The sequence below is a fragment of the Larkinella humicola genome (assembly GCF_008727875.1).
GTDB classification, from domain to species: Bacteria; Bacteroidota; Bacteroidia; order Cytophagales; family Spirosomataceae; genus Larkinella; species Larkinella humicola.
Map to the genome: position 1 here is coordinate 16995 of NZ_VTWS01000011.1, position 25450 is coordinate 42444.

22 protein-coding genes are annotated in these 25450 nt (G+C 52.7%); 8 read left to right on the forward strand and 14 right to left on the reverse strand.

The features are described from left to right. Nucleotides 1–63 precede the first annotated feature (63 nt). Entirely contained in the window at nucleotides 64–2484 is a 2421-nt protein-coding gene (locus F0P93_RS28605) for a PAS domain-containing protein (RefSeq protein ID WP_150881234.1), read from the reverse strand. 11 nt (nucleotides 2485–2495) lie between these two features. Continuing rightward, entirely contained in the window at nucleotides 2496–2897 is a 402-nt protein-coding gene (locus F0P93_RS28610) for a response regulator (protein WP_138991565.1), read from the reverse strand. 169 nt (nucleotides 2898–3066) lie between these two features. Between F0P93_RS28610 and F0P93_RS28615 the strand changes: the two genes are divergently transcribed. After that, nucleotides 3067–4773, forward strand: a complete 1707-nt coding sequence (locus tag F0P93_RS28615) for an IlvD/Edd family dehydratase (protein WP_150881235.1) — start codon at nucleotides 3067–3069, stop codon at nucleotides 4771–4773. A gap of 115 nt (nucleotides 4774–4888) precedes the next feature. Here F0P93_RS28615 and F0P93_RS28620 read toward each other — a convergent pair whose 3' ends face one another. Next, nucleotides 4889–5824, reverse strand: a complete 936-nt coding sequence (locus F0P93_RS28620; protein ID WP_150881236.1) for a sugar phosphate isomerase/epimerase family protein — start codon at nucleotides 5822–5824, stop codon at nucleotides 4889–4891. Between the two features lie 201 nt (nucleotides 5825–6025). On the opposite strand from F0P93_RS28620, the gene F0P93_RS28625 reads away from it, so the two are divergent. After that, nucleotides 6026–6595: a DUF4126 domain-containing protein gene (locus F0P93_RS28625; protein ID WP_150881237.1), complete on the forward strand. Its 570-nt coding sequence runs from the start codon at nucleotides 6026–6028 to the stop codon at nucleotides 6593–6595. 10 nt (nucleotides 6596–6605) lie between these two features. Here the strand turns inward: F0P93_RS28625 and F0P93_RS28630 are convergent, their stop codons facing one another. Together F0P93_RS28630 and F0P93_RS28635 are read right to left on the reverse strand one after the other, a co-directional pair. After that, nucleotides 6606–7685 (reverse strand): dipeptidase, encoded by a 1080-nt coding sequence (locus F0P93_RS28630; protein WP_150881238.1) that lies wholly within the window; start codon nucleotides 7683–7685, stop codon nucleotides 6606–6608. A 57-nt stretch (nucleotides 7686–7742) separates the two neighbouring features. Beyond that, nucleotides 7743–8459, reverse strand: a complete 717-nt coding sequence (locus tag F0P93_RS28635) for a membrane or secreted protein (protein ID WP_150881239.1) — start codon at nucleotides 8457–8459, stop codon at nucleotides 7743–7745. 284 nt (nucleotides 8460–8743) lie between these two features. Here F0P93_RS28635 and F0P93_RS28640 point away from each other — a divergent pair, with 284 nt between their 5' ends. Beyond that, complete coding sequence (locus F0P93_RS28640) at nucleotides 8744–9052, forward strand: GNAT family N-acetyltransferase (RefSeq protein ID WP_150881240.1); 309 nt, start codon at nucleotides 8744–8746, stop codon at nucleotides 9050–9052. A 49-nt stretch (nucleotides 9053–9101) separates the two neighbouring features. Here the strand turns inward: F0P93_RS28640 and F0P93_RS28645 are convergent, their stop codons facing one another. After that, nucleotides 9102–9983: a sterol desaturase family protein gene (locus tag F0P93_RS28645; protein ID WP_150881241.1), complete on the reverse strand. Its 882-nt coding sequence runs from the start codon at nucleotides 9981–9983 to the stop codon at nucleotides 9102–9104. Between the two features lie 235 nt (nucleotides 9984–10218). Here F0P93_RS28645 and F0P93_RS28650 point away from each other — a divergent pair, with 235 nt between their 5' ends. The 3 genes from F0P93_RS28650 to F0P93_RS28660 all read left to right on the forward strand — a co-directional run bounded on the left by F0P93_RS28650 (nucleotide 10219) and on the right by F0P93_RS28660 (nucleotide 13625). Next, nucleotides 10219–10776: an outer membrane beta-barrel protein gene (locus F0P93_RS28650; protein ID WP_150881242.1), complete on the forward strand. Its 558-nt coding sequence runs from the start codon at nucleotides 10219–10221 to the stop codon at nucleotides 10774–10776. A 123-nt stretch (nucleotides 10777–10899) separates the two neighbouring features. Next, nucleotides 10900–11931 (forward strand): threonine aldolase family protein, encoded by a 1032-nt coding sequence (locus F0P93_RS28655; RefSeq protein WP_150881243.1) that lies wholly within the window; start codon nucleotides 10900–10902, stop codon nucleotides 11929–11931. Between the two features lie 98 nt (nucleotides 11932–12029). After that, on the forward strand, nucleotides 12030–13625 hold the full coding sequence (locus F0P93_RS28660) for a bifunctional GNAT family N-acetyltransferase/carbon-nitrogen hydrolase family protein (protein WP_150881244.1): 1596 nt from the start codon (nucleotides 12030–12032) through the stop codon (nucleotides 13623–13625). Between the two features lie 52 nt (nucleotides 13626–13677). On the opposite strand, the gene F0P93_RS28665 is transcribed toward F0P93_RS28660, so the two are convergent. Next, nucleotides 13678–14544 (reverse strand): glycerophosphodiester phosphodiesterase family protein, encoded by an 867-nt coding sequence (locus F0P93_RS28665; protein WP_150881245.1) that lies wholly within the window; start codon nucleotides 14542–14544, stop codon nucleotides 13678–13680. 109 nt (nucleotides 14545–14653) lie between these two features. Continuing rightward, entirely contained in the window at nucleotides 14654–16057 is a 1404-nt protein-coding gene (gene fumC, locus F0P93_RS28670) for a class II fumarate hydratase (protein WP_150881246.1), read from the reverse strand. A 155-nt stretch (nucleotides 16058–16212) separates the two neighbouring features. Here fumC and F0P93_RS28675 point away from each other — a divergent pair, with 155 nt between their 5' ends. Both F0P93_RS28675 and F0P93_RS28680 read left to right on the forward strand, forming a co-directional pair. Continuing rightward, a complete protein-coding gene (locus F0P93_RS28675) occupies nucleotides 16213–16413 on the forward strand; it encodes an MbcA/ParS/Xre antitoxin family protein (RefSeq protein WP_150881247.1) in 201 nt (66 codons plus the stop codon). Between the two features lie 27 nt (nucleotides 16414–16440). After that, nucleotides 16441–17058 carry a 3'-5' exonuclease gene (locus F0P93_RS28680; RefSeq protein WP_150881248.1) on the forward strand — a complete coding sequence of 206 codons (618 nt, stop codon included), beginning with the start codon at nucleotides 16441–16443 and terminating at the stop codon, nucleotides 17056–17058. Here F0P93_RS28680 and F0P93_RS28685 read toward each other — a convergent pair. The 6 genes from F0P93_RS28685 to F0P93_RS28710 form a co-directional block, all read right to left on the reverse strand. Further along, nucleotides 17047–18012, reverse strand: a complete 966-nt coding sequence (locus F0P93_RS28685) for an AAA family ATPase (protein WP_150881249.1) — start codon at nucleotides 18010–18012, stop codon at nucleotides 17047–17049. The genes F0P93_RS28680 and F0P93_RS28685 overlap by 12 nt on opposite strands. After that, entirely contained in the window at nucleotides 18009–18677 is a 669-nt protein-coding gene (gene pnuC, locus F0P93_RS28690) for a nicotinamide riboside transporter PnuC (protein ID WP_150881250.1), read from the reverse strand. The genes F0P93_RS28685 and pnuC overlap by 4 nt, the downstream gene beginning before the upstream one ends. Next, the gene (locus tag F0P93_RS28695) at nucleotides 18674–19477 is read right to left on the reverse strand and encodes an exodeoxyribonuclease III (protein WP_150881251.1); all 804 of its coding nucleotides are present in this window, start codon (nucleotides 19475–19477) and stop codon (nucleotides 18674–18676) included. The genes pnuC and F0P93_RS28695 overlap by 4 nt, the downstream gene beginning before the upstream one ends. A 147-nt stretch (nucleotides 19478–19624) precedes the next feature. After that, nucleotides 19625–22486: a leucine--tRNA ligase gene (leuS, locus tag F0P93_RS28700; protein WP_150881252.1), complete on the reverse strand. Its 2862-nt coding sequence runs from the start codon at nucleotides 22484–22486 to the stop codon at nucleotides 19625–19627. Nucleotides 22487–22627: 141 nt separating this feature from the next. After that, nucleotides 22628–24148 (reverse strand): PQQ-dependent sugar dehydrogenase, encoded by a 1521-nt coding sequence (locus F0P93_RS28705; RefSeq protein ID WP_225309690.1) that lies wholly within the window; start codon nucleotides 24146–24148, stop codon nucleotides 22628–22630. Between the two features lie 32 nt (nucleotides 24149–24180). Continuing rightward, a complete protein-coding gene (locus tag F0P93_RS28710) occupies nucleotides 24181–25254 on the reverse strand; it encodes a plastocyanin/azurin family copper-binding protein (protein WP_150881253.1) in 1074 nt (357 codons plus the stop codon). Between the last annotated feature and the right edge of the window lie 196 nt (nucleotides 25255–25450).

The window sequence follows — 25450 nt, forward strand, 5'->3', positions numbered from 1 at the left end:
CGGTGGCTGACGCATTCTTGTCGAATGCACGCGTCAGCCACCGAAAACCGAAAACCGTATAAATCACCGCTTCACCGGCAGGTAGACGTGAAATGTTGTGCCTCTCTCCAGCTCGCTTTCGGCCCGGATGAGTCCGCCGTGGTTCTCCACGATTTTGCGGCACAGCGCCAAGCCGATGCCGGTGCCGCTGTAAGCCTTGCGGTGGTTCAGCCGTTGAAAAATTGTAAAAACCCGCTCGGAATATTCCTGCTCGAAGCCAATTCCATTGTCCGTAAACTGAATATGGACGTAGTTAAAACCCGGATCTAACCCGCTTAGCTGGGCCAGATCGGTTGGTCGAAGGGTTTTTGAAGCGATGGCGATGTGGGGGTCATTCACGGAGAATTTAAGGGAGTTGCCCATCAAATTTGAAAAAAGCTGGTTCAACTGCATCGGTATTCCTTCAATCACCGGTAGCCTGTCGCGCTGAATCGTAGCCCGTTTCTGTTGAATCAGCAACTCGAAATCGGTTTCGACATTTTCCAGAATCTGGTTGAGGTCGGTTTCGACAAAGGAGTCGGCGGTGGTCGACAAGCGGGAATAATTGAGGACGGATTTGATCAATTCGGCCATGCGCTTCGCCGACGTATTGATTTTATTCAGGTATTGGCCCGCGGCTTCTTCGTTGTTCAGATTAGCCTGGAGTAGTTCCGAAAAGGATTGAATTTTGCGCAATGGCTCCTGCAAATCATGGCTGGCAATGTAGGCAAACTGTTCCAGTTCATGATTGGTTTTGATCAATTCCTGATTACTCCGGTTCAGTTCCTCCGTACGCTGCTGCACCATTTGCTCTAGCTTGTCCGCCATCTTTTTCTGGTCGTCGATGTCGGTGCTGGTGCCAATCCACCACTGAATCCGGCCTTCTTCGTCCCGCATGGGCACGGCGCGGCTGAGTTGCCAGCGGTACTCCCCATCGTATCGTTGAAACCGGTGCTGAAAGTCGAAATCCTCGCCCGTCTCCATCGATTTTAACCAACGGTCCAGGTTGGCCTGCCGATCGTCGGGATGCACAATGCGAACCCAGCCATGATCGGCCACCTCCGCGCTGGTCAGGCCGGAATAATCATACACCGCCTGATTGAAATAGTTCAGCATTCCGGACGAATCGGAAGCCCAAACAAACTGTGGCATGAAATCCGCCAGCAAGCGGAACCGCTCCCTGCTTTCTTCCAGGGCCTTTTGCACCGCCAGTTCAGGACGCAGATCCCGCATAACCGCCCCGATCGCCAGGGGCAGGCCCGTGTTCCGGTCGTCGACCCGCAGGCAATTGTTATACAGCGGAATGGTCTCCCCGGTTTTCACATTCCGGGCGGCAAACCGACCCGACCAGCGGCCCGTTCCCATCACGGATGGGATAATTTCGGCGGCAACAAATTCAAATTGTTCCGGCGTATGCAGATCCGAGATCGGAATCAGCGAAACATCCTGATCGCAGTCGATGCCCAGCAGTTCTTTCCCGGCTTTGTTGATGTATGAATTGGTACCATCCAGTTCCAGAATCGACATCAGATCGACACTATTTTCAACCAGCGTCAACAATTTATGCTGTTCTGCCCGGCCCCGAACCTCCTCCGTGATGTCCTGTAAGGTTCCGTTAAACCGATAGGCTTTTCCTGTCTCATCAAAAAATGCCTTGCCTTTCGCCTTGACAAACCGTTCCCGTTTATCAAGAAGGTTCACAATGGTATACTCGAGGTCATATTGTCCTGGCGAACCCGGTTTCAGAGCTGCCTGAATGGCTTCGGCGACTTTCTGCCGGTCTTTGTCAGCGATGATATCCAGAGCCATCGACAAATCGATTTCGACATCGGGAGCCAGCCCAAACCACGATTTTAGCCGGTCATTTCCGGTAAAGCGGTTTGTGGACGGGTTCAGGTCCCAGGTTCCTAATTCAGCCGCATCGATGGCAAACTGCAACTGATCCTTACTTTCTTCAATTTTTTTAAGAGTCAGAATTTTCTCCGTCGTTTCCGTACAGGTGACGAACACCCCGCCCACGGCACCCGATTCCACATTGACCGGGCTGTAGCTGAAAGTCCAGTATACCTCCTCGATGTTGCCATTCCGGTAAATCGGAAGCAGTTGATCTTCGCTCCAGATGGCTTCACCACCCCGCACCACCTGATCAATCAGCGGTTGGATCGTCGACCAGATTTCCGGCCAGATTTCGGCGCCTTGTTGTCCCAAAGCCGAAGGATGTTTGCCGTTAACACCCAGACTGGGCCGAAAGGCGTCGTTGTAAAAACCGATCAGATCAGTTCCCCAAAACAGAAACATCGGGAATTTGGAATGCAGAACAATGCTCAGCGTGGTCCGCAGGCTTTGCGGCCAGCTTTCGATGGCGCCTAATGGGCTTTCCGACCAGTCGAACGCATCGATCAACTGGCCCATTTCGCCCCCGCGGGCGAGGAATTGAGCAGAATTGGTCCGGGTTTGGTGTTCCATGAAAAGCTCCTTCAAGCCATCGGCTGATTGAATAACAGCTTAGCCAATCGGGTGGTCAGGGTTGAAATGAGGGGCGGCTTGGTCAAAAAATCGGTTGCTCCCAAGGCTTTGGTTTCGTGAATATCTTTGGGTTCCGACGATGTAGTATAAATGATGATGGGTATGTGTTCGATGCGGGCAATTTTCTTCAACTCCATCAAACACTGCTTTCCATGCATCCGGGGCATATTCAAATCCAGAAAAATAAACTGGGGCATGAACGCATCTTCCTCACGGAGCTTCTGGATGGCCTCTCCACAATCGTCAGCCACCACACACGTCAGCGTCGGGTCCACTTTTTTTAAAGCCAGCGTAAACAATTCCTGATCGTCTTCGTCATCGTCGATCAGAAAGCAAGTGACGGGTGAGTTCATTCAATGAAACGATTGAGTAATCTTGCGAAGATATTAAACTTATTGATGAAAAGTGCAAAGGCTTTCATTTACCAAAAACTTTCTAACTTACCGCCCAAAATCATTCGACGACTCAAATTTCAGTTCCTAAAGTCAGTAAATCCTTCACTCACTAACCTCCAATTCAACAATGCACCTTCGTTCCCAAGAATGGTTTGGCCGCACCGGCAAAGACGGTTTCATTTACCGGGCCTGGATGAAAAATCAGGGTTTCCCACACCATTTGTTTGAAAACAAGCCCGTTATCGGCATCTGCAATACGTTTTCAGAATTAACGCCCTGCAACGCCCACTTCCGCGACCTGGCCGAAGCCGTCAAACGGGGCGTGTGGGAAGCGGGCGGTTTTCCGCTCGAATTCCCCGTCATGTCGCTCGGTGAGTGCCAGATGAAACCGACCACCATGCTGTTCCGAAACCTCGCCAGCATGGATGTGGAAGAGTCGATTCGCGGCAACTCGATGGACGCCGTGGTACTGCTGTGCGGTTGTGACAAAACCACACCCTCGCTGGTGATGGGCGCTTGCAGCGTCGACATTCCCACCCTCGTGGTGTCTGGTGGGCCGATGCTGGCGGGCAAATACAAAGGCCGCAACATTGGTACATCCGACCTCTGGCGGTTTGCCGAAGCCAACAAAAAAGGCGAAATGTCGCAGGAAGAATTTGTGGCCGCCGAAGCCTGTATGGCGCGAAGCCAGGGGCACTGCGCTGTGATGGGAACAGCCTCCACAATGGCCGCGATGGTCGAGTCGCTGGGGCTGGCCTTGCCCGACAATGCCACCATTCCGGCGGCTGATTCGCGCCGGAAAGTGCTGGCCCACATGGCCGGGATGCGGGCCGTCGAATTGGTGAAACAAAACGTTCGTCCGTCCGATATTCTCACCCGCCAGGCCTTCGAAAACGCCATTATGGTCAATGCCGCTCTGGGCGGATCCACCAATTTCATCATCCACCTGACGGCCATCGCCGGGCGAATGGGCGTGCCCCTATCGATCGATGATTTTGACAAACTATCGGCAAAAATCCCGTTGTTAGCCAATTTGCAGCCTTCCGGTGAGCATTTTGTGGAGGATTTGTTTTACGCCGGTGGCCTGCCCGCCATCATCAAGGAGTTGCGGCAGTTTCTACACAACGACGCCATGACCATTAATGGCCGGACGCTGGGTGAGAACAGCCTTGCGGCCGAATGTTACAACCGGGAGGTGATCGCGTCGGTGGCCGAACCGTTCAAACCGGAATCGGGCGTGGCCATTCTGAAAGGCAATCTGTGTCCGAATGGGGCGGTTTTGAAACCCTCGGCGGCTTCGCCCGAACTGATGCAACACACGGGCCGGGCGGTGGTTTTCGAGAACATCGACGACTACAAAAAGCGCATCGACGACCCGGAACTGGACGTCGATCCGTCGTGCGTTTTGGTACTGAAAAACGTGGGTCCGAAAGGCTATCCCGGTATGCCCGAAGTGGGCAATATGCAGCTACCCGCCAAAATTCTGGCACTGGGTGTTCACGACATGGTGCGGATTTCGGATGGGCGAATGAGCGGCACCGGTTTTGGCACGGTGGTTCTGCACGTTTCGCCGGAAGCAGCCATCGGCGGCAATCTGGCACTGGTTCAGGATGGCGACCTGATTACGCTCGACGTCGAAAACCGCCTGCTGAATCTCCACGTCGATAACGAAGAGCTGGCCCGGCGGCTGACTCATTTCAAACCCATCGACCTGGGTTACGAACGCGGCTATACCCGAATGTACATCCACCACGTTTTACAGGCCCACGAAGGCGCCGACTTCGACTTCCTGCAAGGCGGTTCCGGCCCGGTGGTGAAGCGAGACTCGCACTAAGAGAATTATTTCGCGGAGTTGAGCGGAGGAAAAAGGGAGTTAAGCGGAGATTTTTTTTAAAACTCTGCTTAACTCCCTTTTTCCTCCGCTCAACTCCGCGATACAACTCAATTTTTTAAATCCCCTCCGCCACTTTTTTCATTTTCTCCAGCCCGGTTTTTGCCACCAGCAGCGCGTCCTGCGCGTAGTAGGTTTTGTTGAACAGTTCGAGTGACAACACGATTGTTTTGCCGGGTGTTTTCAGTTGTTTCAGCGTGTCACGAACCGGTCCGATGCCGTCGCCCGGATACACGCGGTCGGCATCGACGATGGTTTCGCGGGGTGGATTCGCGGGGTAATCGTTCAGGTGGAAAACCTCAATGCCGGGTTTGCCCACCAACGGCAGGCTGGCAGGACTCGAACCGCCTTTATACAAATGGTAAATGTCCAGTAGCACCCGCGCCGACGGGTGCCCGCTCTCGACGGCAATGAACATCACCTCGCTCAGTTTATTCAGGTTTTTAGAACCGCCCCACAGTTCCAGTTGCGGGACCACGCCCGTTTTATCTCCCAGTTCCAGAATTGTCCGGTAGCGTTCGGCGGCTTTTCGCAGATCCAGACCGGGCTGCTGGGTTGCTCCCATCGGCGGTGCTGCGGTGCGTTTGCAGCCAATCTGCGCCAGCAGTTCCATTTCCTGCTTTAGTTGTTCCACGCCCTTGGTTCGGGTGGTTTCATCATCCACAATCCACTGCGCAAACCCGATGGCGTTTTCAACTTTGATTCCCAGATCACCCAGCAGTTTGCGAACATCGGCAACGGTGTGGGTTTTCAGGTATTCCTGAAAGGAGTTCATCCAGATTTCGACCGAGCGAAAACCGGCTTTTGAAGCGACTTCCAGTTCTTTCACAAAACCGAGATTTTGCCCCCGGATGGTGCTCATATTCAGAGCAAACGTAAACGGCGGAGGGTCTTTTACCACTTCGGGTGCGGAATGGGCTAATAACGTTGAGGGCGACATAACGGCTCCACCAGTCGTGGCGGCTAAGGCAGCAAGGGTCTGACGACGGTTCATGAAAGGTTTGGGAATAAGAACGTTTTGGAGCGAAAAATACGGAATTCCTGAGACTATACGACCCTCGACGTCAAGATTTCGGGCTTGATTTGTACTTTTCTGATTTTGGAGGGGAAGCAATCGCCCGGGATTTTCGGTTTTCCGGCTTGTCTATTGCCTTCCATCGCCTATCTTTCATCCCGGATTACAACCCACGCTTATATGGAATGGATACTCAGTTTTTGCCTCGGGATTGCGCTAAGTGCCTGCTGCGGTTTTCGGATTTTTGTACCCATGCTTGTCGCCAGCCTGGCCGTCAAGGTGGGCTGGATTGCCGTAACGCCCGGTTTTGAATGGCTGAGTTCGTGGACCGCCTTCTTTTTGCTGGCAACGGCTACTCTCATTGAAATCGGGGCGTATTACATTCCGTGGCTCGACAATGCGCTGGATACGGTGGCAACGCCGGTTGCGTTCGTGGCCGGAGCCATCCTGACAACCTCATTTGTTGCCATCGACGAACCGGTTTTGAAATGGGGATTGGGCATCATTGCAGGCGGTGGAACAGCAGGACTGATTCAGGCCGGAACCAGTTTGCTGCGAATCGGCTCGACGGCCACGACCGGCGGTTTGGGCAATCCGGTGGTCGCCAGTGCCGAGAACGTCGCGTCTTTTGGACTTTCACTCCTTGCGGTCTTTCTTCCGCTGCTGGCTGCTTTTGTGGTGTTGGCTATTTTCGTGTTCATCATCCGGCTCATGGTGACCCGAAAACGGCAACCCCATCAGCCGACCTAATGCGACCCGGTCAACGCCAGGCTTTCTGCAAAAACCGCAACCAGTTCTTGTAAAAGATGTTTTCGATATCGGCCTGAGCATACCCCCGCGCAGCCAGTAATCCGGTCAACTTCTGCAGATCGGCAATGGTGTCCAGGTCGGTGGGCGACTGTTCGGTGCCATACGTTCCGTCCAGATCACTGCCGATGGCAATGTGCTGGCTGCTGCCGGTGAGCTGGCAAATGTGGTCATAATGCTCGATGATGGTTTCGATGGTGATGCCAAAATCAGCCGGATTGCTGATTCGCTGCGTAAAACCGGGTTTCATCATCCAGGCATCGAAGCACCCGCCGATCACCCCACCGCGTTCGGCCAACTGAAGAATCTGGTCGTCGGAAAGCTGACGCTGGTGCGGCACGAGCGTCCGGCAATTGTGGTGGCTCGCCCAAACCGGGCCTTTGTAAAGGGAAAGAGCTTCCGAAAACCCCTCGTCGGTCAGGTGTGTGGCATCCAGAATGATCCCCAGCCGATCCATTTCCACCACCAGTTCCCGGCCCAGGGGCGTTAGCGGACCGCTCAATCCGGTGCCGGGGGCATAGCGACCGGTGCTGTAATGCGCCGGTCCCAACGCTCTCAAGCCGTACGCATAGGCTTTTTCCAGGTACGATAAATTCACCAGCGAATCAGCTCCTTCCAAACTCAGGATATACCCCACCGGTTTTTTCTCGTTCGGAATCGATGCATCGAGCCAGAGGGCAACGTGCTGATCAAGACCGGCGCGGTCGCGAATCTGGATCATCTCACCGGCGTCCTGCATGGCTTCATACCACGCCCGCTGCGCCTGGGTCATGGCCCAGGCCTGGTGGGGCGAATTCCAGCCTGCGCCGGGCAGGTTGCCGTTACTCTGATTAAACCGGGCGATTTGCGTAGCGACCACAAGGCCAATGTCACCCCGGCGAAGATCGGGCAATGAAACCGTGCCTCTGGCCCGGTCAATTTTATCGGTCATTCCCGCTTCCACGTCCCGGATTTCGTGGGCCGACAGCCGGTAATCGCGGTTCCATTCAATCGCATTCAGGGAAATATCCAGGTGGGCATCAATCAAAAACATGGCAGGTACTTTTCAGTAAAAAAGGGGCTAAAACGGTTTTTCAGCCCCAAGGTAAGCTTATTTTTCGCGGCTCCAAACTTCACTAACCTTTCCGCCAGTCGAGTTTTGCCCCCGGTGATACCAGTCGGTTCCCTTCAGTTCGGCATCGAATGGCAGGGAGCGGCCCACGCGGTTGTTGTCGCGGGAGAAAAATTCCAGTTTCTCGGTGTATTTGCCGTTTACATAGGTATACGTGCCACCGCCCGTTCCCATAAACTGTTTGGTTTCCGGGTTAATGGCAGCCCACTGAAACCGATTGCCAGTCAGGAGTTTCAGGGTTTTCCGGGCGGTTCGCGGGCGCGTTTTCACCTGTCCACTGTCGTCAATGTTGCCCGTTATTCGCCATAAACCGGCCATTTGTGTTTGGGCCGTCGGGGTGTCGGTGCGTTCGTAGGTATCGGTTCCGTCATCGCTTTTCACAACCAGGCGATTGTTTTTAAATGAATCGATGGTCAGTGTTTGGGTGGTTCCAACTTGCAGGCTGTCTTCGGTATTGAATTCGTACGTAATTTTCAGTTGCTTACCATCGGTTTGATACGTTCCTCCCTGCGCCCCCAGAAACCGGCCGTTTTCGTGAAAGGCCCCCATTATATAGCTCTCTGAAAGAACAAATTCGACTGATGCTCCACCGCTATCGGTTAACCGCCAGGAACCGGCGAGCGAAGGTACGGCTTGGCGGGTAGCTGTGGCCATCCATAGCACCAGCAAAAGGGGAAAGATGGTTTTGATTCTCATGATTTGACGTGGTTAGGGTTGATTGACGCTTTTAAACGGAACGCGAATTCAGCGGATTGCACCGATCAAAACTGATTTTAATCGGTGCAAATCCGTTCAATCTGCTGAATCCGCGTTCCGTTTAAAAGCGTCAATTTCAGGAAAACCGTCGATTATGACAAGCGTTTTTTCAACGCCTGGGGCATTATTCGACCAACGAGAGCGTTTTCCTCATAAATTACCATCGAATCGTAACATATTATCCATTCAATGGTTACCTAGGTAAACCCTTATTACCCCTCATCATGAAAACTCAGGAACGAGCGGTTTCCATCAATCGGGCGGAAAATCGCTTTGAACTCGAAAATTATGGACAGCTCTCTTTTATCGCCTACACCCCGAAAGACGAAAAAACGCTGGTGCTGACGCATACGGAAGTACCTTCAAGGCAGGAAGGTTCTGGTTTAGGTTCTCAATTGGTGGAAGGCACTCTGAAATACATTGAGAAATACAATTTAAAAATCATCCCATCCTGCTCATTTGTAGCAGCTTACATCAAAAATCATCCGGAATATAACCGGTTGATTAGTCAGGAGTACCGGAAGAAAGTGTGACTGTGCCGTGCCCCCGGTTGACCCGGTGCATGTTGTTTCGTGCTATTTCTCAATCCCGCTTTTTCCGAGCCAAAGCCTCATCACGCAACTGCCGGGTGGTTTTGCGGGAACCGTCGTGACTCCAGCCCGGCGGACCGAACACATACTGAATAGCCCGTCGAAACGAACCGGATTGGGCCACATCCCGGCTGATGTCCAGCCATTCGTGAAACGCAATCCGGATCGGGTTGTGAGTCTCAAGGTTCCTGGTTAGCCCGTATGTGGGCCGTTCTTCTTCCTGTTGAAATGTACCGAAAAACCGATCCCAGATGATCAACACCCCGGCATGGTTTTTATCCAGGTATTTCAGATCCGAACCGTGGTGGACCCGGTGGTGCGAAGGCGTATTGAAAACCGCTTCGATAATGGATGGAAACCGCTTGATGTATTCGGTATGAATCCAGAACTGGTATAACAAGCTGATTGACTGCATGGTCAGAATGGCGGCTGGATGAAACCCGAGCAGCGGCAGCCAGATCCAGAAAACAAACGCCCCACTCAGATTGCCCGTCCAGGTTTGCCGCAGGGCTGTTCCCAAATTGTATTTCTGCGACGAGTGATGCACCACGTGGGACGCCCAGAAATACCGGCTGCTGTGGCTGATCCGGTGAAACCAGTAGTAACTGAAATCGTCGGCCAAAAACAACGCAGCCCACGCCCACCACCGGGTCATATCGATGGTAAAGAGCCGGTATTCATACACCAGCGCATAGGCTCCGTACACAATAATCTTGCCCAGCAATCCGATGATGACATTGCCAATGCCCATCGACAGACTGCTCAGGGTATCCCGGGTTTCGTAATAGTCTTTCTGCTGAACCGCCGTGACCACGACTTCCGTCAGCAGCAGCAGGACAAACCCCGGAATGGCGTAATGAATCAGATCATTCATGCCTGTTGCTTAAAACTTAAAAAGACCGATTCGGCTCTGCTCTAATCCTTTCTACAAATCCGGTGCCGGATTTACTGCAACGAAACCGGTAACACTCACCCTCCCAACCACCCGCATATCGCGTTTTTGTGCCGTTCGAACCGTTTTTTTTCGAAAAATGTAACTTTTAAAAATTTCTACGTCTCAACGTAAACCCTTCGAAAAAAGGGCATCATCTTACAACCAGACACAAGAAATGAAAAAAGTAGTAATGAGTTTGCTGGTTTGCGCCCTGAGCGTAGCCGGCGTTTATGCGCAGAAAAATACGGTATTGGTGTATGGGTCGATCAAAGCCGAATCGCAAAAGACCAGCGAGAGTAATAAGGTCAATACCTTCAGTTTTTCACCGGCGGTGGGATACCAGTTTACCGATAACTGGACGGCCGGCTTGTCGCTTTCGACCGAAAGCTGGAAAACCACCACAAACGCTGTCGAGTCGAAGACCTCGGCTTTTGCCGTTGGCCCCTTTATCCGGTATGCCGTTCCCCTTTCGGACATTTTCGCCCTCTACGGCCAGTTTAACGCCGATTTTCTCTCAGGCAAGACCGGGGGCGTATCGGCAAATGGCTTTCGCGGCACTTTCTTCCCGGCAATTGGTGTTAATATGAAAAACGGGTTTGCGTTGAACTTTAGCTTCGGCGGGTTGAGCTACGCATCCCTCAAACCCAAGGGCGCTTCTGAAAGCACGACGAATTTTAAATTTGATTTTGGCAGTGGGGCGTCTTTCGGAATTTCGAAAAACTTTGGTTTATAACGATAAAAGTGAGAGTAGAGTAGTATTTGTTGTTACTGTTTTAGAAAGCCGTCTCCTTTTTAGGGGACGGCTTTTTTGTTTTCTTTGTAAGTTGTGAACAACCGAAATTTTCCCTGTCAGGCTATGCCTATCGATTTACGAAGTGATACCGTTACCAAACCCAGCCCGGCCATGCTGGAAGCGATGTTCACGGCCGAAGTGGGCGACGATGTGTTAGGCGACGACCCCACCGTGCTGACCCTGGAGGCAAAAGCCGCCCGGTTGTTCGGGATGGAAGCGGCCCTTTTCTGCACGTCCGGCACGATGACCAACCAATTGGCGATTCGCACCCACACCCGCCCGGGCGACGATGTGATCTGTGACCAGCTTTCACACGTTCACCTCTACGAAGGCGGGGGCATCGCCGTCAATGCGCTGGCGTCGCTCAGTCTGGCCCAAGGCGAACGCGGAAAACTGACGCCCGAGCTGGTGCGCGACCATATTCAGCCCGACGATCTGCACAAGCCGATTACACGGCTGGTTTGTCTGGAAAATACCGTCAACAAAGGCGGGGGCTGTTATTACACCATTCCCGAAATTGCCGCCATCCGGCAGGTTTGCGACGAACACGGGTTGAAACTGCACCTCGACGGCGCGCGCTTGTTCAATGCGCTGGTCGAAACCGGGGAAAGCCCGGAAGCGTATGGTCAGCTCTTCGATTCGATCAGCATTTGCCTGTCCAAAGGATTGGGTTGCCCGGTGGGGTCGCTGTTGCTGGGGAAAACGGATGTGATCAAGCAGGCCCGGCGCTACCGGAAACTGATGGGGGGTGGCTGGCGTCAGGCCGGTTATCTGGCCGCTGCGGGCATCTACGCCCTCGACCACCACATCAACCGCCTGAAACTCGACCACGCCCGCGCCCGGAAAATCGGTCAGATGCTGCTGCTGTTGCCGGAAGTGGAAGAAATTTACCCCATCGACACCAATATTGTCATTTTCCGGCTGAACCAGAACATCTTAGCCGCCGATTACGTTGACGAGTTAGCCCGCAAAGGAATTTTAGCCGTTACCTTCGGAAAACACCTGGTCCGGTTCGTGACACACCTGGACTTTACGGATGAGCACCTTTTGAGTTTAGAAGAGAAAATTAAAGAAGGCGTTGTTTCGCAGGGTTGAGCGGAGAAGGCAGAGTTAAGCAGAGAAAAATAAAAAAAGATCTCCGCTTAACTCCCTTAACTCTGCTCAACTCCGCAAAACAACCCCTGTTACAAAACATGCATATTCAAACCAGAACACTACAGAAATCCGATTACGCCGACCTGAAAGAGTCCATGATCGAAGTCTACAGCGGCATCGGTGGAGATTATTGGGAAAAGAACCTCATCGATAAACTGCTGAAAATTTTTCCGGAAGGGCAGTTCTGCGTGGAGGTCGATGGCAAGGTTGTGGCCTGTTCGCTGGCGATCCGGGTGAAGTACAGCGATTTTGGCGACAACCATACCTACGAGGAAATAACCGGTAATTACAGTTTCGATACGCACAATCCGAAAGGCAACTGGCTGTATGGCATCGAGTTATTCGTCCACCCCGAGTACCGGGATTTGCGACTGGGTCGACGGCTGTACGACGCCCGCAAGGAACTCTGTGAGTCGCTGAACCTGAAAGGCATTATGGCCGGAGGGCGGATTCCGAACTACGTCCGCTATGCCGGTGAAATGTCGCCCCGGGAGTTTATTGCCAAAGTGAAGCAGAAGGAAATCTACGACCCCACGCTGACCTTCCAACTTTCCAATGATTTCCACGTCAAGAAGGTGCTGCGCGGGTATTTGCCCGGCGACAGTGAATCGCTGGAATACGCAACGTTGCTGGAGTGGAACAACATCTATTACGTCGATGAAAAGAAGAAAAAGCCGCATACCAACGACATCATCCGGTTGGGAGTAGTGCAGTGGCAGATGCGGCTGTTTCCGAACATGCAGGCGCTGCTGGAGCAGGTCGAGTTTTTCGCCGATTCCGTCAGTGACTACAAAGCCGACTTTCTGGTTCTCCCAGAATTCTTCAATACGCCCCTGATGGCCGACTACAACGATTTGCCCGGCCCGGTTGCCATTCGCAAACTGGCCGAGGTGACCCACGAGGTACGTCAGCGGTTGTCAGAGTTAGCGATTTCGTATAATGTCAACATCGTCGGGGGCAGTATGCCCCTCATCGACGAAGGCAAACTGTATAATGTGGCCTACCTCTACCGACGGGACGGCTCGTTTGAAGAATACCGGAAAATTCACATTACACCCAACGAAGTACGACATTACGGCATGGTGGGCGGCAACGAAATCCGGACGTTCGATACCGACTGCGGAAAGATTGGTTTGCTGATTTGCTATGACGTCGAATTCCCGGAACTGAGCCGGATTCTGGCCGATCAGGGGATGCAGATTCTGTTTGTACCCTTCCTGACCGATACCCAGAATGGGTATAACCGGGTGCGGCATTGTGCGATGGCGCGGGCGATTGAAAACGAGTGCTACGTCGCCATTTCGGGCTGCGTCGGCAACCTCCCCCGCGTGGCCAACATGGACATCCACTATGCCCAGTCGGCCGTGTTCACCCCTTCCGATTTTCAGTTTCCGAATAACGCCATCAAAGCCGAGTCGACACCCAACACTGAAATGGTGCTGATCACCGACGTCGATCTGTCGCTGCTGACGGAATTACACGAGCAAGGCTCGGTTCAAATCCTAAAAGACCGCCGAACGGATTTGTACGACATTACGATGAAACGGCAGGCGCGTCATAAACCGGAAAAGAAAAAGGAATTGTCGGCTGAAGAGGAACTGAAAGTGCTGCCGCCAGTGATTGTAGTGCAGTAATGAAACGCGACAAAAAATGCCCGTCAGAACTTGAAGACCTGACGGGCATTTTTTATTTCACCGCCTGATAGACCTCCAACGGCCGATCCGTCGACATCACGTCCGCGCCGTTTTTAGCAAACGTTTTATACACCTGATCGCCTTTGGCAACGGCCTGTTTGTCGAGGTTACCGAGGGTTCCCAGGATGCACGAAATCCCTTTCGCGTGCAAAAACCGGTATAATTCGGGGCGGGGTTCGGAAATACCGACAAACGCCACCATGTTGCGATCGGGAATGCCGAGGTCGTGGAGTCGCTGGTAGTCTTCTTCTTTCAGAATCGTCACCGACAACATCAGATTCGGATCAAGCCGGTAAACCTCAGCGGCTTGCGTGGCGCTGTAGGTGATCACCACTGAATAATCAGCCGCACCCGTCCGCCGAACCATCTCGACGACTTTGGCAAACGGCACGTTTTTCTTGACATCCAGCGTGTAAATGACCTTGTCTTTTCCCCACCGCAACACCTGCTCCAGCGTCGGAATTTTGAAGTTCGTCACATTGCCAAAATTGTCTTCCAGGCGGTATTGCTGCGTTTCTTCGTAGGTTTTGCCGATGAGTTTACCGGTTCCGGTGGTCGTTCGGTCAAGGGTTTGGTCGTGCATCATCACCAGCACACTGTCGCGGGTCAGATCGATATCGCATTCGATGATAACGGGCAGTTTTCCAGCCGCATACGCAAACGATTCGATGCAGTTTTCGGGGTAGCCCTTGATGTCACCTCCACCCCGGTGGAAGCTGACCATCGGTGTTCTCCCGGGTACGTACTTGAAAAACGTGGATAACCCGCCTGCCGGAACCCGGTAGGTGTTGAGGACGGTTTTGGGCGCACAACCGGTTAGTAAACCGATCGTAAAACCAAGCCATAAAATTCGTTTCATGTGGTGAAGTGGGCATACACCGGTCAGTTTTTGAAAACCTAACCGGTGTATTGATTAATCTATCGTGCCAAAACTGGTTAAGTTCTGAAAACCTAACCGGTGGTTATTTCTACACATCGATGGAACCCACCATGTCTTCGGGTTTCACCCATTCATCAAATTCCGCTTCCGTCAGGTAACCCAGTTTAACGGCGGTTTCCTTCAACGTACTGCCTTCGCGGTGGGCGGTTTGGGCAATTTCGGCGGCTTTGTAATAGCCAATTTTGGTGTTCAGCGCCGTCACCAGCATCAGCGAGTTGTTGACGTGTTTCCGGATATTTTCCTCAATCGGACGAATGCCGACGGCGCATTTGTCGTTGAACGACACACACACATCCCCGATCAGCCGCGCCGAGTGCAGGAAATTATAAATCATCACCGGTTTGAAAACATTCAGTTCGAAGTGGCCCATCGCACCGCCGATGTTGATGGCAACGTCGTTGCCAAACACCTGAGCCGCCACCATCGTCATGGCTTCGCACTGCGTGGGGTTCACTTTCCCCGGCATGATCGATGATCCCGGTTCGTTGTCGGGAATGAAGATTTCGCCAATGCCGGCGCGCGGTCCCGACGACAGCATCCGCACGTCGTTCCCGATTTTCATCAGGCTGGCGGCCACGGTTTTCAAGGCACCGTGGGCTTCCACAATGGCGTCGTGGGCGGCCAGGGCTTCGAACTTGTTTTCGGCCGTAACGAACGGCAAACCCGTCAGGTCCGCGATGTGTTTGGCGACGTTTTCGGAATAATTCGGGGGCGTGTTGATGCCCGTCCCGACGGCGGTTCCGCCCAGAGCCAGTTCGCTGAGATGGGCCAGCGTGTTTTTGATGGCCCGTAAACCGTGCGTCAACTGGGAAACGTAACCCGAAAACTCCTGCCCCACCGTCAGCGGTGTGGCATCCATGAAGTGCGTCCGGCCAATTTTGACGACATTTTTAAACTCTTTCGCCTTGGCATCCAGCGTATCCCGCAGTTTTTCAATTCCGGGAATCGTCACTTCAATCAGAATCTTGTAAGCCGCAATGTGCATCGCCGTCGGAAACGTATCGTTCGATGATTGCGACTTGTTGACGTCGTCGTTCGGATGCAGTGCTTTCTTTTCGTCGGTCAACTGGCCGCCCTGCAACACGTGGGCGCGGTAGGCAACGACTTCGTTGACGTTCATATTCGACTGCGTACCGGAACCGGTTTGCCAGACTACCAACGGGAACTGATCGTCCAGTTTACCGTCCAGAATTTCATCGCAGGCCCGCCCAATGAGATCACATTTTTCCTGCGACAACACGCCCGCGTCGAGGTTGGTCAGGGCTGCGGCTTTTTTCAGATAGGCAAACGCCCGGACGATTTCGCGGGGCATTTTATTGATGTCTTGCGCAATTTTGAAGTTTTCAATCGAACGCTGGGTTTGTGCGCCCCAATACACGTTGGCCGGTACCTGCACCTGGCCCATCGTGTCTTTTTCAATCCGGTATTCCATTTTGAGACAATAGACGTTAGACTTGAGACAAAAGATGCCGGCGGGTTTGCCCGGCGCTTCCGGTGGCAAAGGTAGAACACAAGCCAGTATAGTGTGTAAGGAAATACTATATTTGTCTGATTGGTTTCAATGGAAAGCCGGTTATTTCATCAATTATGCAAAAGTCTCATTCACTTTCGGAAGTACATGCCAAAGGAATTGAAGTTTTTGAAAACCAGGAGGATTTCGAAGTATGGCTTCATGCAAAAATACCAGCTTTACTGAATCAGAAACCGCTCGATTTAGTAGACTCTGAAATGGGTCGGAAGCAGGTTTTGAATATTTTGAACGCAATTTTACACGGGATTCACACCTAAAATATCCCCGATTAAAATAATACCGCCATGCCTTTTTTAGTGCTTGACCTTGAAATGACCGGCCCGGAGCCGGATTGGAACGAAATTATTCAGGTGGGTGCCGTGCTTTTCGACGATCATTGGGTCGAAAAAGGGCAGTATCTGACCAATGTGTATCCCGAAAACGAAGACGCATTTTCGAGTTCGTCCGAGAAAATTCACAACCTGTCGCTGGCCGATCTGGAAGATGCGCCGATGATTTATGACGTGTTGCCGGAGCTGGAAGAGTGGATTATCACCCAGTTGGGCATCCGGAAAACCCAGACGACGACGGACAACAATCCGTACCTGCGTGATGTCATCATCTGTGGTCAGAGCGTGATCAACGACATCAATTTCCTGAAAGAAGCCTACCGCCTGGAGAAACTCAAATGGCCGTATTCCCGGACGTTAATCGACCTGCACACGCTGAGTTATTTCTCATTTCGGATTCTGAAAAAGAACAACAAACCGGTTCCGCAACGGCTGAGTCTGAAAGACATTGCCGGTCATTTTGGCTTCGAACGCGAGTCCGACATTCACAACGCCCTCGAAGATGCGGTTTTAACAGCGAAGTGTTTGAAGGAGGTCTTTAAACTCGCGGACCACCTGAAGCTAGGCGAGTAACCGATCAATCTCCCCCGTTACAATCGCCCAGCGCGTGGCCCAATCGCCCGACACATCGACGTAATCGATGTTGCGTTGGGCCAGGGCGGTTTTGAAGCGGTTATACATTTCTTCCCGGCGATGACCCAGGTCGCGCAAACCGTCGGCCACCCAGGGTACGTCGATGTTCAGCAGAAAATAGCGGTCGTAGGTAACCTGTTTTTCCAGTTCGAAGAGAACCGGAGGAACTTCCTGTAAATAATGATCAGCGTATAATTCGGTCGTAATCAGATCCGTATCACAAATCAGCAGCTTGTTCGCTCTTTGGGTGGCCTCCAGCACCGCCTTCGTCTGGGCATGGCCGATCGTCACGTAATCGTCAAGCGTCAGGTCGTTGGACGTAATCAGATCGCGGGCCACTTCCTGTACAAATACCGTCTGGTAATGCGCAGCCAGTTGCTCTGCCAGCGTGGTTTTTCCAACGCTTTCAGAACCGTACAGGCAGATTTTCTTCACAAAATACGGCCGGACCACGTCAGGAATAAAATCCCAGTACCGGGCCGGGTGCTGCCGGATTTGCGTGGCCGAAACCGGCACTTGCTTCCGTTCAGAATCGAATTTGATGCAGGGCAATCCGAGGTGTTGCGACAACGGCACCCCGTACGGTTCGGAGCAGAAAAAACCCTCGATGTCCGGAAACCGCTGTTTGATAAAATCGCTCCACAAGCGGGTGGCTTCCCACAACGGCCGATCATCGTCCGAAAAATCATCCAGCACCGACACCAATTCGATGTTCCTGCGATGGCCGAACAAAGCCCGCAGCCACGCCATCCGTTGTTCAGGATCAATCGGATCGGTGGGCGTGCAGTTCATGGACACAATCAGGTGGTCGCATTGGGCGGCCGCAAATTCAATCAGCGCGATATGGCCCCGATGAACCGGCATGAACTTCCCGAAAATCAGCCCCTTTTTCATGCCGTGGTTGTGGGATAACTGCGGTATTCGCGCGTCCAGTGCCAGGCGCCAACAAACGCGATCAGGCAATAAAAACCATATTCAATACCCAGCACTTTCACACCTTTGGTGAAGTACATGTAGGTACTGATCAGATCGACCAGCAGCCAGACGTACCAGCATTCCAGTTTCTTGCGAATCAGGAGAAAAGTCGCCACTATGCTCATGACCGTCGTGAACGAATCGAGGTACGGGAACGCGCTGGGCTGGCTGAACAGGACCGGAAACCAGGCGTGCAGGTTCTGCGCAATGGTGCCTAAAACCCCCGTTGCCAACACCCCCACGCCCAGCAAGAGGGCAAAGTTTTTCGTCGATAAGGGCGTAATTTTCAACTCATTCCGACGGTCTTCTTCACCAGCTTTCGGGTGCGTCCACTCCCACCACCCCACGACGTTGGTAATGAAAAAGAACACCTGCAAAAACATATCGGGATAGAGTTGAATCTGGTAAAAAAGAAAGAGAAAGAGGATCACACTCACCATGCCCACCGGCCAGCTCCAGAGGTGAGCCCGCGCCGACAGCAGCGTTGCGACCGCCCCCGTAACGGTTCCAAAAAATTCGAGGTAGCTCATCGGATAGCCGAGAACCGTAAAGAAGATCGACTCAATATCGAATAATTCTTTCATCGCGTGACTTCGAGCCAGACCGGGCCGTGGTCGGAATGAACGGCGTCGGGAAGGTGCCCGGCGGCCACGATGCGATCTTTGTAGGGCTCGCTGACGGAAATGTAGTCGATCCGCCAGCCCTTGTTGCTGCTGCGCGCACCGGCCCGGTAACTCCACCAACTGTATTCGATTTTGTCCGGATTTTTGTAGCGGTAGGAATCGATAAAACCGCTATCGAACCACTTCGATAGCCACGCCCGTTCTTCCGGCAAAAAACCCGACGACGTTTTGTTCCGAACCGGATCATGAATATCGATGGCGGTGTGCGCGATGTTGTAGTCGCCGACGACAATGACATTCGGTCGGGATTGGCGCAACTCCTGAACGTAGTCGAAAAAATCATCCAGAAACTGCATCTTGACGGTTTGCCGAATTTCGCCGGTTGTTCCCGACGGGAAATAGCAGTTCAGCAAGGTCAGGTCGCCAAAATCGGTGCGCAGAATCCGGCCTTCACAATCGTAAACCGACATACCGCAGCCCAAAACGACCTGATCCGGTGGCAGCTTCGAAAACGTGGCCACCCCGCTGTAACCTTTTTTCTCTGCCGCATGCCAGTGATACTGATAACCCAGCGCTTCAAACGGCAGCAAATCGACCACGTCGTGGGTAGCTTTCACTTCCTGAAAGCACAGGATATCGAACGAATTTTGAGCAAGCCATTCGACCAGTCCCTTGCTCAGCGCCGACCGGATGCCGTTGAGGTTGTACGTCAGAATTCGGACGGTTTCGCCGGGGTGGTTGGTTGTGTCGGTATTGGTCATTTGACAACGTAAGTTTATAAGAATTCGCTTCGTCCTGCGCCTTTGCCCCCGACCCCTAAAGGGGCGCGGACGTCGCTTTATCCGGATGGCTCGGCGTCCGTGCCCCTTTAGGGGTCGGGGGCAAAGGCCGGATTTAGTGACAAGTTGTTAAATCACCACGTTCACAATCCGCTTTGGCACCACCACCACTTTTTTCGGTGTTTTTCCTTCCAGCCACTTCAAAACCACCTCATTCGCCAGGACTTCTTTCTCAATGTCCGACGTAGCGGTATCGACCGAAAACACCAGGGTCGTTCGGACTTTCCCGTTGATTTGCACCGGGTATTCGATGGTGTGTTCCACCAGATAAGCCGGATTGAAAACCGGGAATTCGGCGTAGCTCAGCGTACCGGCTTCGTTGCCCAAAGCCGCCCAGAGTTCTTCCGTGATGTGGGGCGCAAACGGAGCCAGCACCACGACCAATTCCTGTAAAACCGCCTTTTTGTTACACTTCAAGGCCGATAACTCATTGACACACACCATGAACGCGCTCACCGAGGTGTTGAACGACAGGTGTTCAATGTCCTCCGCCACTTTCCGGATGGTTTTGTGCAGCACTTTCAGTTCGGCGGGCGTCGGTTTTTCGTCGATCACCAGCCAGCGGCCGGGGCGCGTTTCCGTCGGTTCTTCGTAAAACAACCGCCAGAACTTTTTCAAAAACCGGTACACACCGTCGATGCCGTTCGTATTCCAGGGTTTGGCGTCGGTCAGCGGGCCGAGGAACATTTCGTAGAGCCGCAGCGTGTCAGCCCCATATCGTTCCACAATTGTGTCGGGATTGACGACGTTGAACTTCGATTTCGACATCTTCTCAATTTCGACCCCGCAGATGTATTTGCCGTCCTCCAGAATAAATTCCGCATTTTCGGCAAAATCCGGACGTGTTTTTATAAAAGTCTCGACATCCAGCACATCGTTTTCAACGATATTGACATCGACATGCAAGGGTGTTACGTCATATTGACCCTTTAAACCGTTGGAAACAAAAACCGGTATTTTGCCTTCACCAACCGATTCTTTCAACCGATACACAAAATTCGACCTGCCCAGAATCATGCCCTGATTCACCAGTTTCTTAAACGGCTCTTCTTCCGGCACAAAGCCCCGGTCTTTCAGGAACTTATTCCAGAATCGGCTGTAGAGTAAGTGCCCCGTTGCGTGTTCGGAACCGCCCACGTACAAATCCACATCGCGCCAGTAGTCGATGGCTTTTGGATCGGCAAATGCCTGGTCGTTCTGCGGGTCCATGTAGCGGTACCAGTACCAGCTTGAACCCGCCCAACCGGGCATGGTGCTTAATTCATACTCATATCCAGCCGACCCGTCTGCAAAGTCCCCTTTAGGGCCGGGGTCGCGAACGACTTTAGGGGCATATTTCCACCCTTCAGCACGCGCCAACGGCGGTTCTCCGGTTTCGGTGGGAAGGTATTTATCGACCGGCGGTAATTCCAGCGGCAAATCCTGTTCGTCCAATAAATAAGGAAGACCGTCTTTGAAATAAACCGGAACGGGTTCACCCCAATACCGCTGGCGACTGAAAACCGCATCGCGCATCCGGAAATTGATTTTGGCTTTCCCGATGCCGTGTTCTTCCAGAAATTGAACCAAAACCGGCACGGCTTCCTGATAGGTCAAACCGTCGATGATTCCGGAATTGATGTAGCGACCTTCTTTGGTGTTATCCGCCTGTTTGTCAATGTCTTTCTGAGCATCCAGAATCGGGATGATCGGTAAATCGAAGTGTTTGGCAAACGCCCAGTCGCGCTGATCGCCCGAGGGAACGGCCATCACGGCCCCGGTTCCGTAGCCCGCCAGCACGTAATCCGCCAGATAAATGGGTACACGCTCGCCGTTGAACGGATTGATGCAATAGCTTCCCGTAAACACACCCGAAACGGTTTTGGCATCGGCCATCCGGTCGCGCTCGGAGCGCATTTTGGCGGCAGTAACGTACGCATCAACAGCCGGTTTTTGCGCCAGCGTGGTCAATTCAGCCACCAGTTCATGCTCCGGTGCCAGCACCATAAACGACACGCCAAAGATGGTGTCCAGCCGCGTCGTGAAAACTTTGATGTGTTCAACGCGCTGTTCAATCTGAAAACTCACCTCCGCTCCCGTCGATTTGCCAATCCAGTTGCGTTGTTGTTCTTTCAGCGAATCCGACCAATCGACGGTGTCCAGGCCGCGCAATAATCGGTCGGCATATGCCGTAATCCGCATCATCCACTGGCGCATCAGTTTCTGCTCCACCGGATAACCGCCCCGCTCTGACACCCCGTCCTTCACTTCGTCATTAGCCAGAACCGTCCCCAAAGCCGCACACCAGTTGACGACGGCATCAGCCACGTACGTCAGGCGGTATTTCAGCGTGATTTCGTATTGCTCGCGTTCCGATTTGGCGTTCCATTCTTCGGCGGTGAAATGGGGCACATCGTCGTCGGACACGGTCTGAATTCCGTAGGTACCCGACGTTTCAAACCTGGCAATCAGTGTTTCTATCGGCTCGGCCTGGTCGGTTTCCTTGTTATACCAACTGCGGAATAGCTCCATAAAAATCCACTGCGTCCATTTGTAAAATTTCGGGTCGGACGTGCGAACTTCGCGGCTCCAGTCGAAACTGAAGCCAATATTTTTCAATTGCTCAATGTAGCGGGTCGCATTCTCTTCGGTCGTAATCGCCGGATGCTGACCAGTTTGGATGGCGTATTGCTCAGCGGGCAGACCAAACGAGTCGAACCCCATCGGGTGCAGCACGTTGAATCCTTTCAGCCGTTTGTAACGCGTAACGATATCAGACGCAATGTAACCCAGCGGATGGCCGACGTGCAAACCGGCGCCCGACGGATAGGGAAACATGTCGAGAATGTAATATTTCGGTTTTGAAGGGTCGTTTTCGGTGCGAAAGGTGTGGTTTTTCTCCCAGAACGCCCGCCAGTTTTCTTCAATCTTTTTGTGGTTGTATTCAGACATATAAACTTCTTTTTATGCGCTTTAAAGTTGTTTCGCAGAGTTAAGCGGAGGAAATCAGAGTTTATCAGAGTTTTCTCTGCTGAACTCCTTTTTACTCTGATAAACTCTGCGAAACAACTCACTCGCAAAAGTAGGATTTTCTTATGGATTCGCCTGCGTATTTCTCTGAAGTCGGTTGAGGGTGTAGCAAACCAGGTGATTCAGAAGGTTTTGCTGGGTTGTGGAGCGAAGTTTACCCAGTTCGAGTTCGTAGATGTATCCGGCCTTGAGTTCCGACAGTTTCAGCGTCACGGTTTTCCCATCGGCCGAAAGTTCTGCCTTCGAAACCGCCACGGGCTGCACGTCGAACTGTTTGGAGCCGTAGGCTTCGTGGTATTCGTAATAATAGCGTTTGAACTGAAAATTAGCCACTTGTTTCGCCGTAACAGCATCGAGTGGCTGCGTGAACGTCAGCGCAAAACCGGTCGGCGTCAGTTTCATGTCGGCCAGTTCGAGCGGTACTTTCCCCTTCCAGCGAACGTGCTGAATGCCCCGATCGCCCGCCCAGCCGTGGTCGGTTTGGCCAATCCAGAGACTTCCATCGGCCGCAAAAGCCAGCCGGTTATTTCCTTTTCGCAAACCACTTCCGACCAGAAACGGCGCACAGGCGCCCTGAATATGCCCATCGACGGTTTCGAGCATCAGCCGAACCAGGTACGGATGGTTCATCTCGCCAACCAGCATTTTTCCCGCAAACGGCCCAAACTTGCCACCGGTATTGTCCAGCACCGGCTGCGTCGGAGAATCCGCGATCCGGCTATGGGGAAACGCCACGCTCTCGATTGTCCTGAGACTATCCAGCATTTTGACCGGCAATTTGATGGGCGTAAGATGCGGAAACCCTTCCTTCCACAACAGGCTCGCCGGATGGCCGTAGTGTTTCCCTTCCTGAACGTGATACAATTTGCTCGTTCCCAACCAATCGCCCTGATTATCAGAAGCAAACAGATTTCCATTGGCATCAAACCCGATGCTATTGGGCGACCGAAAACCGCTGGCATAGGGATGCAGTTTTCCGTCGGGGGTCAGTTTCATGATCCAGCCCCGGTATGGTACTGCTGAATACATCCGGCCCGGTCGGCCCAGGGTGTCCAGCTTCCCGCGTACTTCCGGAAAAATTCCGGCTCCGTTCGACGCACAATTCAGGGCAATGAACAGATTTCCCTGTTTGTCTTTTACGGGGCCAAAGGCAAATTCGTGGTAATTGCCGGACAGCCCAAAGTCATCGGTCACGGTAAGGTATTCATCCGCAACGCCGTCGCCGTTGGTATCTTTGATGCGGGTCAGTTCCGGGCGTTGCATTACCAGAATTTCGCTGTTGCTGACCGCCATAATCCCCAGCGGATCGTGAATCCCTTCGGCAAACAGCTTCCAGGTTTTCGTTTTGGGGTTATACATCATGATTTCCCCCCGGTGAAACCCCGCGACAATCCGGCCATCGGGCATAATCGCCAGACCATCCGTTTCTGCCGTCAGCCCTTTGGGCATCTGAATGGTTTCAACCTCGTAATAATCCGTAATCGTATCGGCGGGGAAGTTTTTTGATGAGAACGCAGATGATACAGATAGAACGGATAAAAACAGATAAATTAAAATCCGTTTGATCCGTCCAATCCGTGTCATCCGTGTTCCTATCAAACTCGTAGTTGTCGTTTTCATTCCGCAGTCATCGTTATCGTGAAGTTCCTCGTTCCGACCGGCAGCCGCACCAAGCCGTCCTGAATTTTGCCGACCGACGGACGGTATTTGACGCCATCGCCGGATTTACAGGCAAAATAAACCGGTCCGGAAACCGCCCCCAGGCTGAAATGCCGCACCAGCCCCCGCCCCGTCGGCAACGGTTTGATCATCTCCCGAACTTCGATTCCATTCACGGTATACCTGAATTCCGGGTAGCGGTTGATAAGTTTGTAGCCTTTGAAATGGACTTCCGGCAGCCGGTCGGCGGTACCAAAGCGGATCGGAAAACCGCCCTGATCCCGAAAATAGACGTCGCCGACCACGTGCGTCGGTTTTTTACCGTTCCCATCCCAGTGGTCGCTTTGGTCGATGAATCCCCCTGTCCAGGCGTAGCGCAACCGGCAAGCTCCGGCATCCCAGCAATACGCCTGTTTGGGCGTCAGTCCGACCGCAATGGAGGCCGGGCCGGAGTCGGGCATAAAGGTTCGATACACCGTCGGGTATTTCAGTTCATACGGATGGTCGGGCATGTGTCCGGCATGATCAGCCATATCGTCTTTGCGGTTGGCCGCAACGTTGGGATCTTTGTCCAGCGGGGGAAGCGTTGCGGGCCGTCGGGTAACGTAAATGACGCCATACATCACAAAACCGTGCCCGGGATACGTGCAGACGTAGGAGTAAATCCCTTCCTGCGACAACACAAAGCTGATTTTTTCCGATTTGCCCGGATCGACCGTCGCTGTATGGGCCACTACGTCCGGGGTGCGGGGAACATAATTGAGTTTGACAGCCTGATCTCCGAGCGCCAGCGACGTGTTGACCACCCGCAACCGCGAATTGGGCAGCGTAACCACCAGATTGTGAGCCATATCGTCGTAATTATCGAGGGTCAGATGGACCCGGGTGCCGGGGCGCACCACAAAACGCGGAACATCGTACTTCAGGCCTTCGATGGCCCGAATCGTCAAGGTTGTATCCTGAGCAAGGGCTATCGGAATTTTTAGGCCGCAAAGTGCAACGAAAAGCACTACAACTGCGTATTTTCTCATGAGGGAAAAGTATAGGAAAAAAAGCACATTAACGGCTTTTTCTACTAATCTGGTTTCATTTCTGCAAAATCGCAACCGCATGAAACCGGGTACAATTTTCGATTTTTCCATTCGTTAATTAATGAGGTCTTTTCACTGTAACTACATGAATCTTATCGATCTACCGCTACTTTTTTCATTTCCCGGCTTTCTTAGA

Excerpts from the sequence above, each read along its gene's own strand:
- F0P93_RS28655 (WP_150881243.1), top strand. The coding sequence starts at position 10,900 with ATGCCTATCGATTTACGAAGTGATACCGTTACCAAACCCAGCCCGGCC.
- F0P93_RS28625 (WP_150881237.1), top strand. The coding sequence starts at position 6,026 with ATGGAATGGATACTCAGTTTTTGCCTCGGGATTGCGCTAAGTGCCTGC.
- F0P93_RS28675 (WP_150881247.1), top strand. The coding sequence starts at position 16,213 with ATGCAAAAGTCTCATTCACTTTCGGAAGTACATGCCAAAGGAATTGAA.
- fumC (WP_150881246.1), bottom strand. The coding sequence starts at position 16,057 with ATGGAATACCGGATTGAAAAAGACACGATGGGCCAGGTGCAGGTACCG.
- F0P93_RS28620 (WP_150881236.1), bottom strand. The coding sequence starts at position 5,824 with ATGAACCGTCGTCAGACCCTTGCTGCCTTAGCCGCCACGACTGGTGGA.
- pnuC (WP_150881250.1), bottom strand. The coding sequence starts at position 18,677 with ATGAAAGAATTATTCGATATTGAGTCGATCTTCTTTACGGTTCTCGGC.
- F0P93_RS28650 (WP_150881242.1), top strand. The coding sequence starts at position 10,219 with ATGAAAAAAGTAGTAATGAGTTTGCTGGTTTGCGCCCTGAGCGTAGCC.
- F0P93_RS28710 (WP_150881253.1), bottom strand. The coding sequence starts at position 25,254 with ATGAGAAAATACGCAGTTGTAGTGCTTTTCGTTGCACTTTGCGGCCTA.
- F0P93_RS28645 (WP_150881241.1), bottom strand. The coding sequence starts at position 9,983 with ATGAATGATCTGATTCATTACGCCATTCCGGGGTTTGTCCTGCTGCTG.
- F0P93_RS28705 (WP_225309690.1), bottom strand. The coding sequence starts at position 24,148 with ATGACACGGATTGGACGGATCAAACGGATTTTAATTTATCTGTTTTTA.
- F0P93_RS28695 (WP_150881251.1), bottom strand. The coding sequence starts at position 19,477 with ATGACCAATACCGACACAACCAACCACCCCGGCGAAACCGTCCGAATT.
- F0P93_RS28605 (WP_150881234.1), bottom strand. The coding sequence starts at position 2,484 with ATGGAACACCAAACCCGGACCAATTCTGCTCAATTCCTCGCCCGCGGG.
- F0P93_RS28680 (WP_150881248.1), top strand. The coding sequence starts at position 16,441 with ATGCCTTTTTTAGTGCTTGACCTTGAAATGACCGGCCCGGAGCCGGAT.
- leuS (WP_150881252.1), bottom strand. The coding sequence starts at position 22,486 with ATGTCTGAATACAACCACAAAAAGATTGAAGAAAACTGGCGGGCGTTC.
- F0P93_RS28615 (WP_150881235.1), top strand. The coding sequence starts at position 3,067 with ATGCACCTTCGTTCCCAAGAATGGTTTGGCCGCACCGGCAAAGACGGT.
- F0P93_RS28640 (WP_150881240.1), top strand. The coding sequence starts at position 8,744 with ATGAAAACTCAGGAACGAGCGGTTTCCATCAATCGGGCGGAAAATCGC.
- F0P93_RS28665 (WP_150881245.1), bottom strand. The coding sequence starts at position 14,544 with ATGAAACGAATTTTATGGCTTGGTTTTACGATCGGTTTACTAACCGGT.
- F0P93_RS28635 (WP_150881239.1), bottom strand. The coding sequence starts at position 8,459 with ATGAGAATCAAAACCATCTTTCCCCTTTTGCTGGTGCTATGGATGGCC.
- F0P93_RS28685 (WP_150881249.1), bottom strand. The coding sequence starts at position 18,012 with ATGAAAAAGGGGCTGATTTTCGGGAAGTTCATGCCGGTTCATCGGGGC.
- F0P93_RS28660 (WP_150881244.1), top strand. The coding sequence starts at position 12,030 with ATGCATATTCAAACCAGAACACTACAGAAATCCGATTACGCCGACCTG.
- F0P93_RS28610 (WP_138991565.1), bottom strand. The coding sequence starts at position 2,897 with ATGAACTCACCCGTCACTTGCTTTCTGATCGACGATGACGAAGACGAT.
- F0P93_RS28630 (WP_150881238.1), bottom strand. The coding sequence starts at position 7,685 with ATGTTTTTGATTGATGCCCACCTGGATATTTCCCTGAATGCGATTGAA.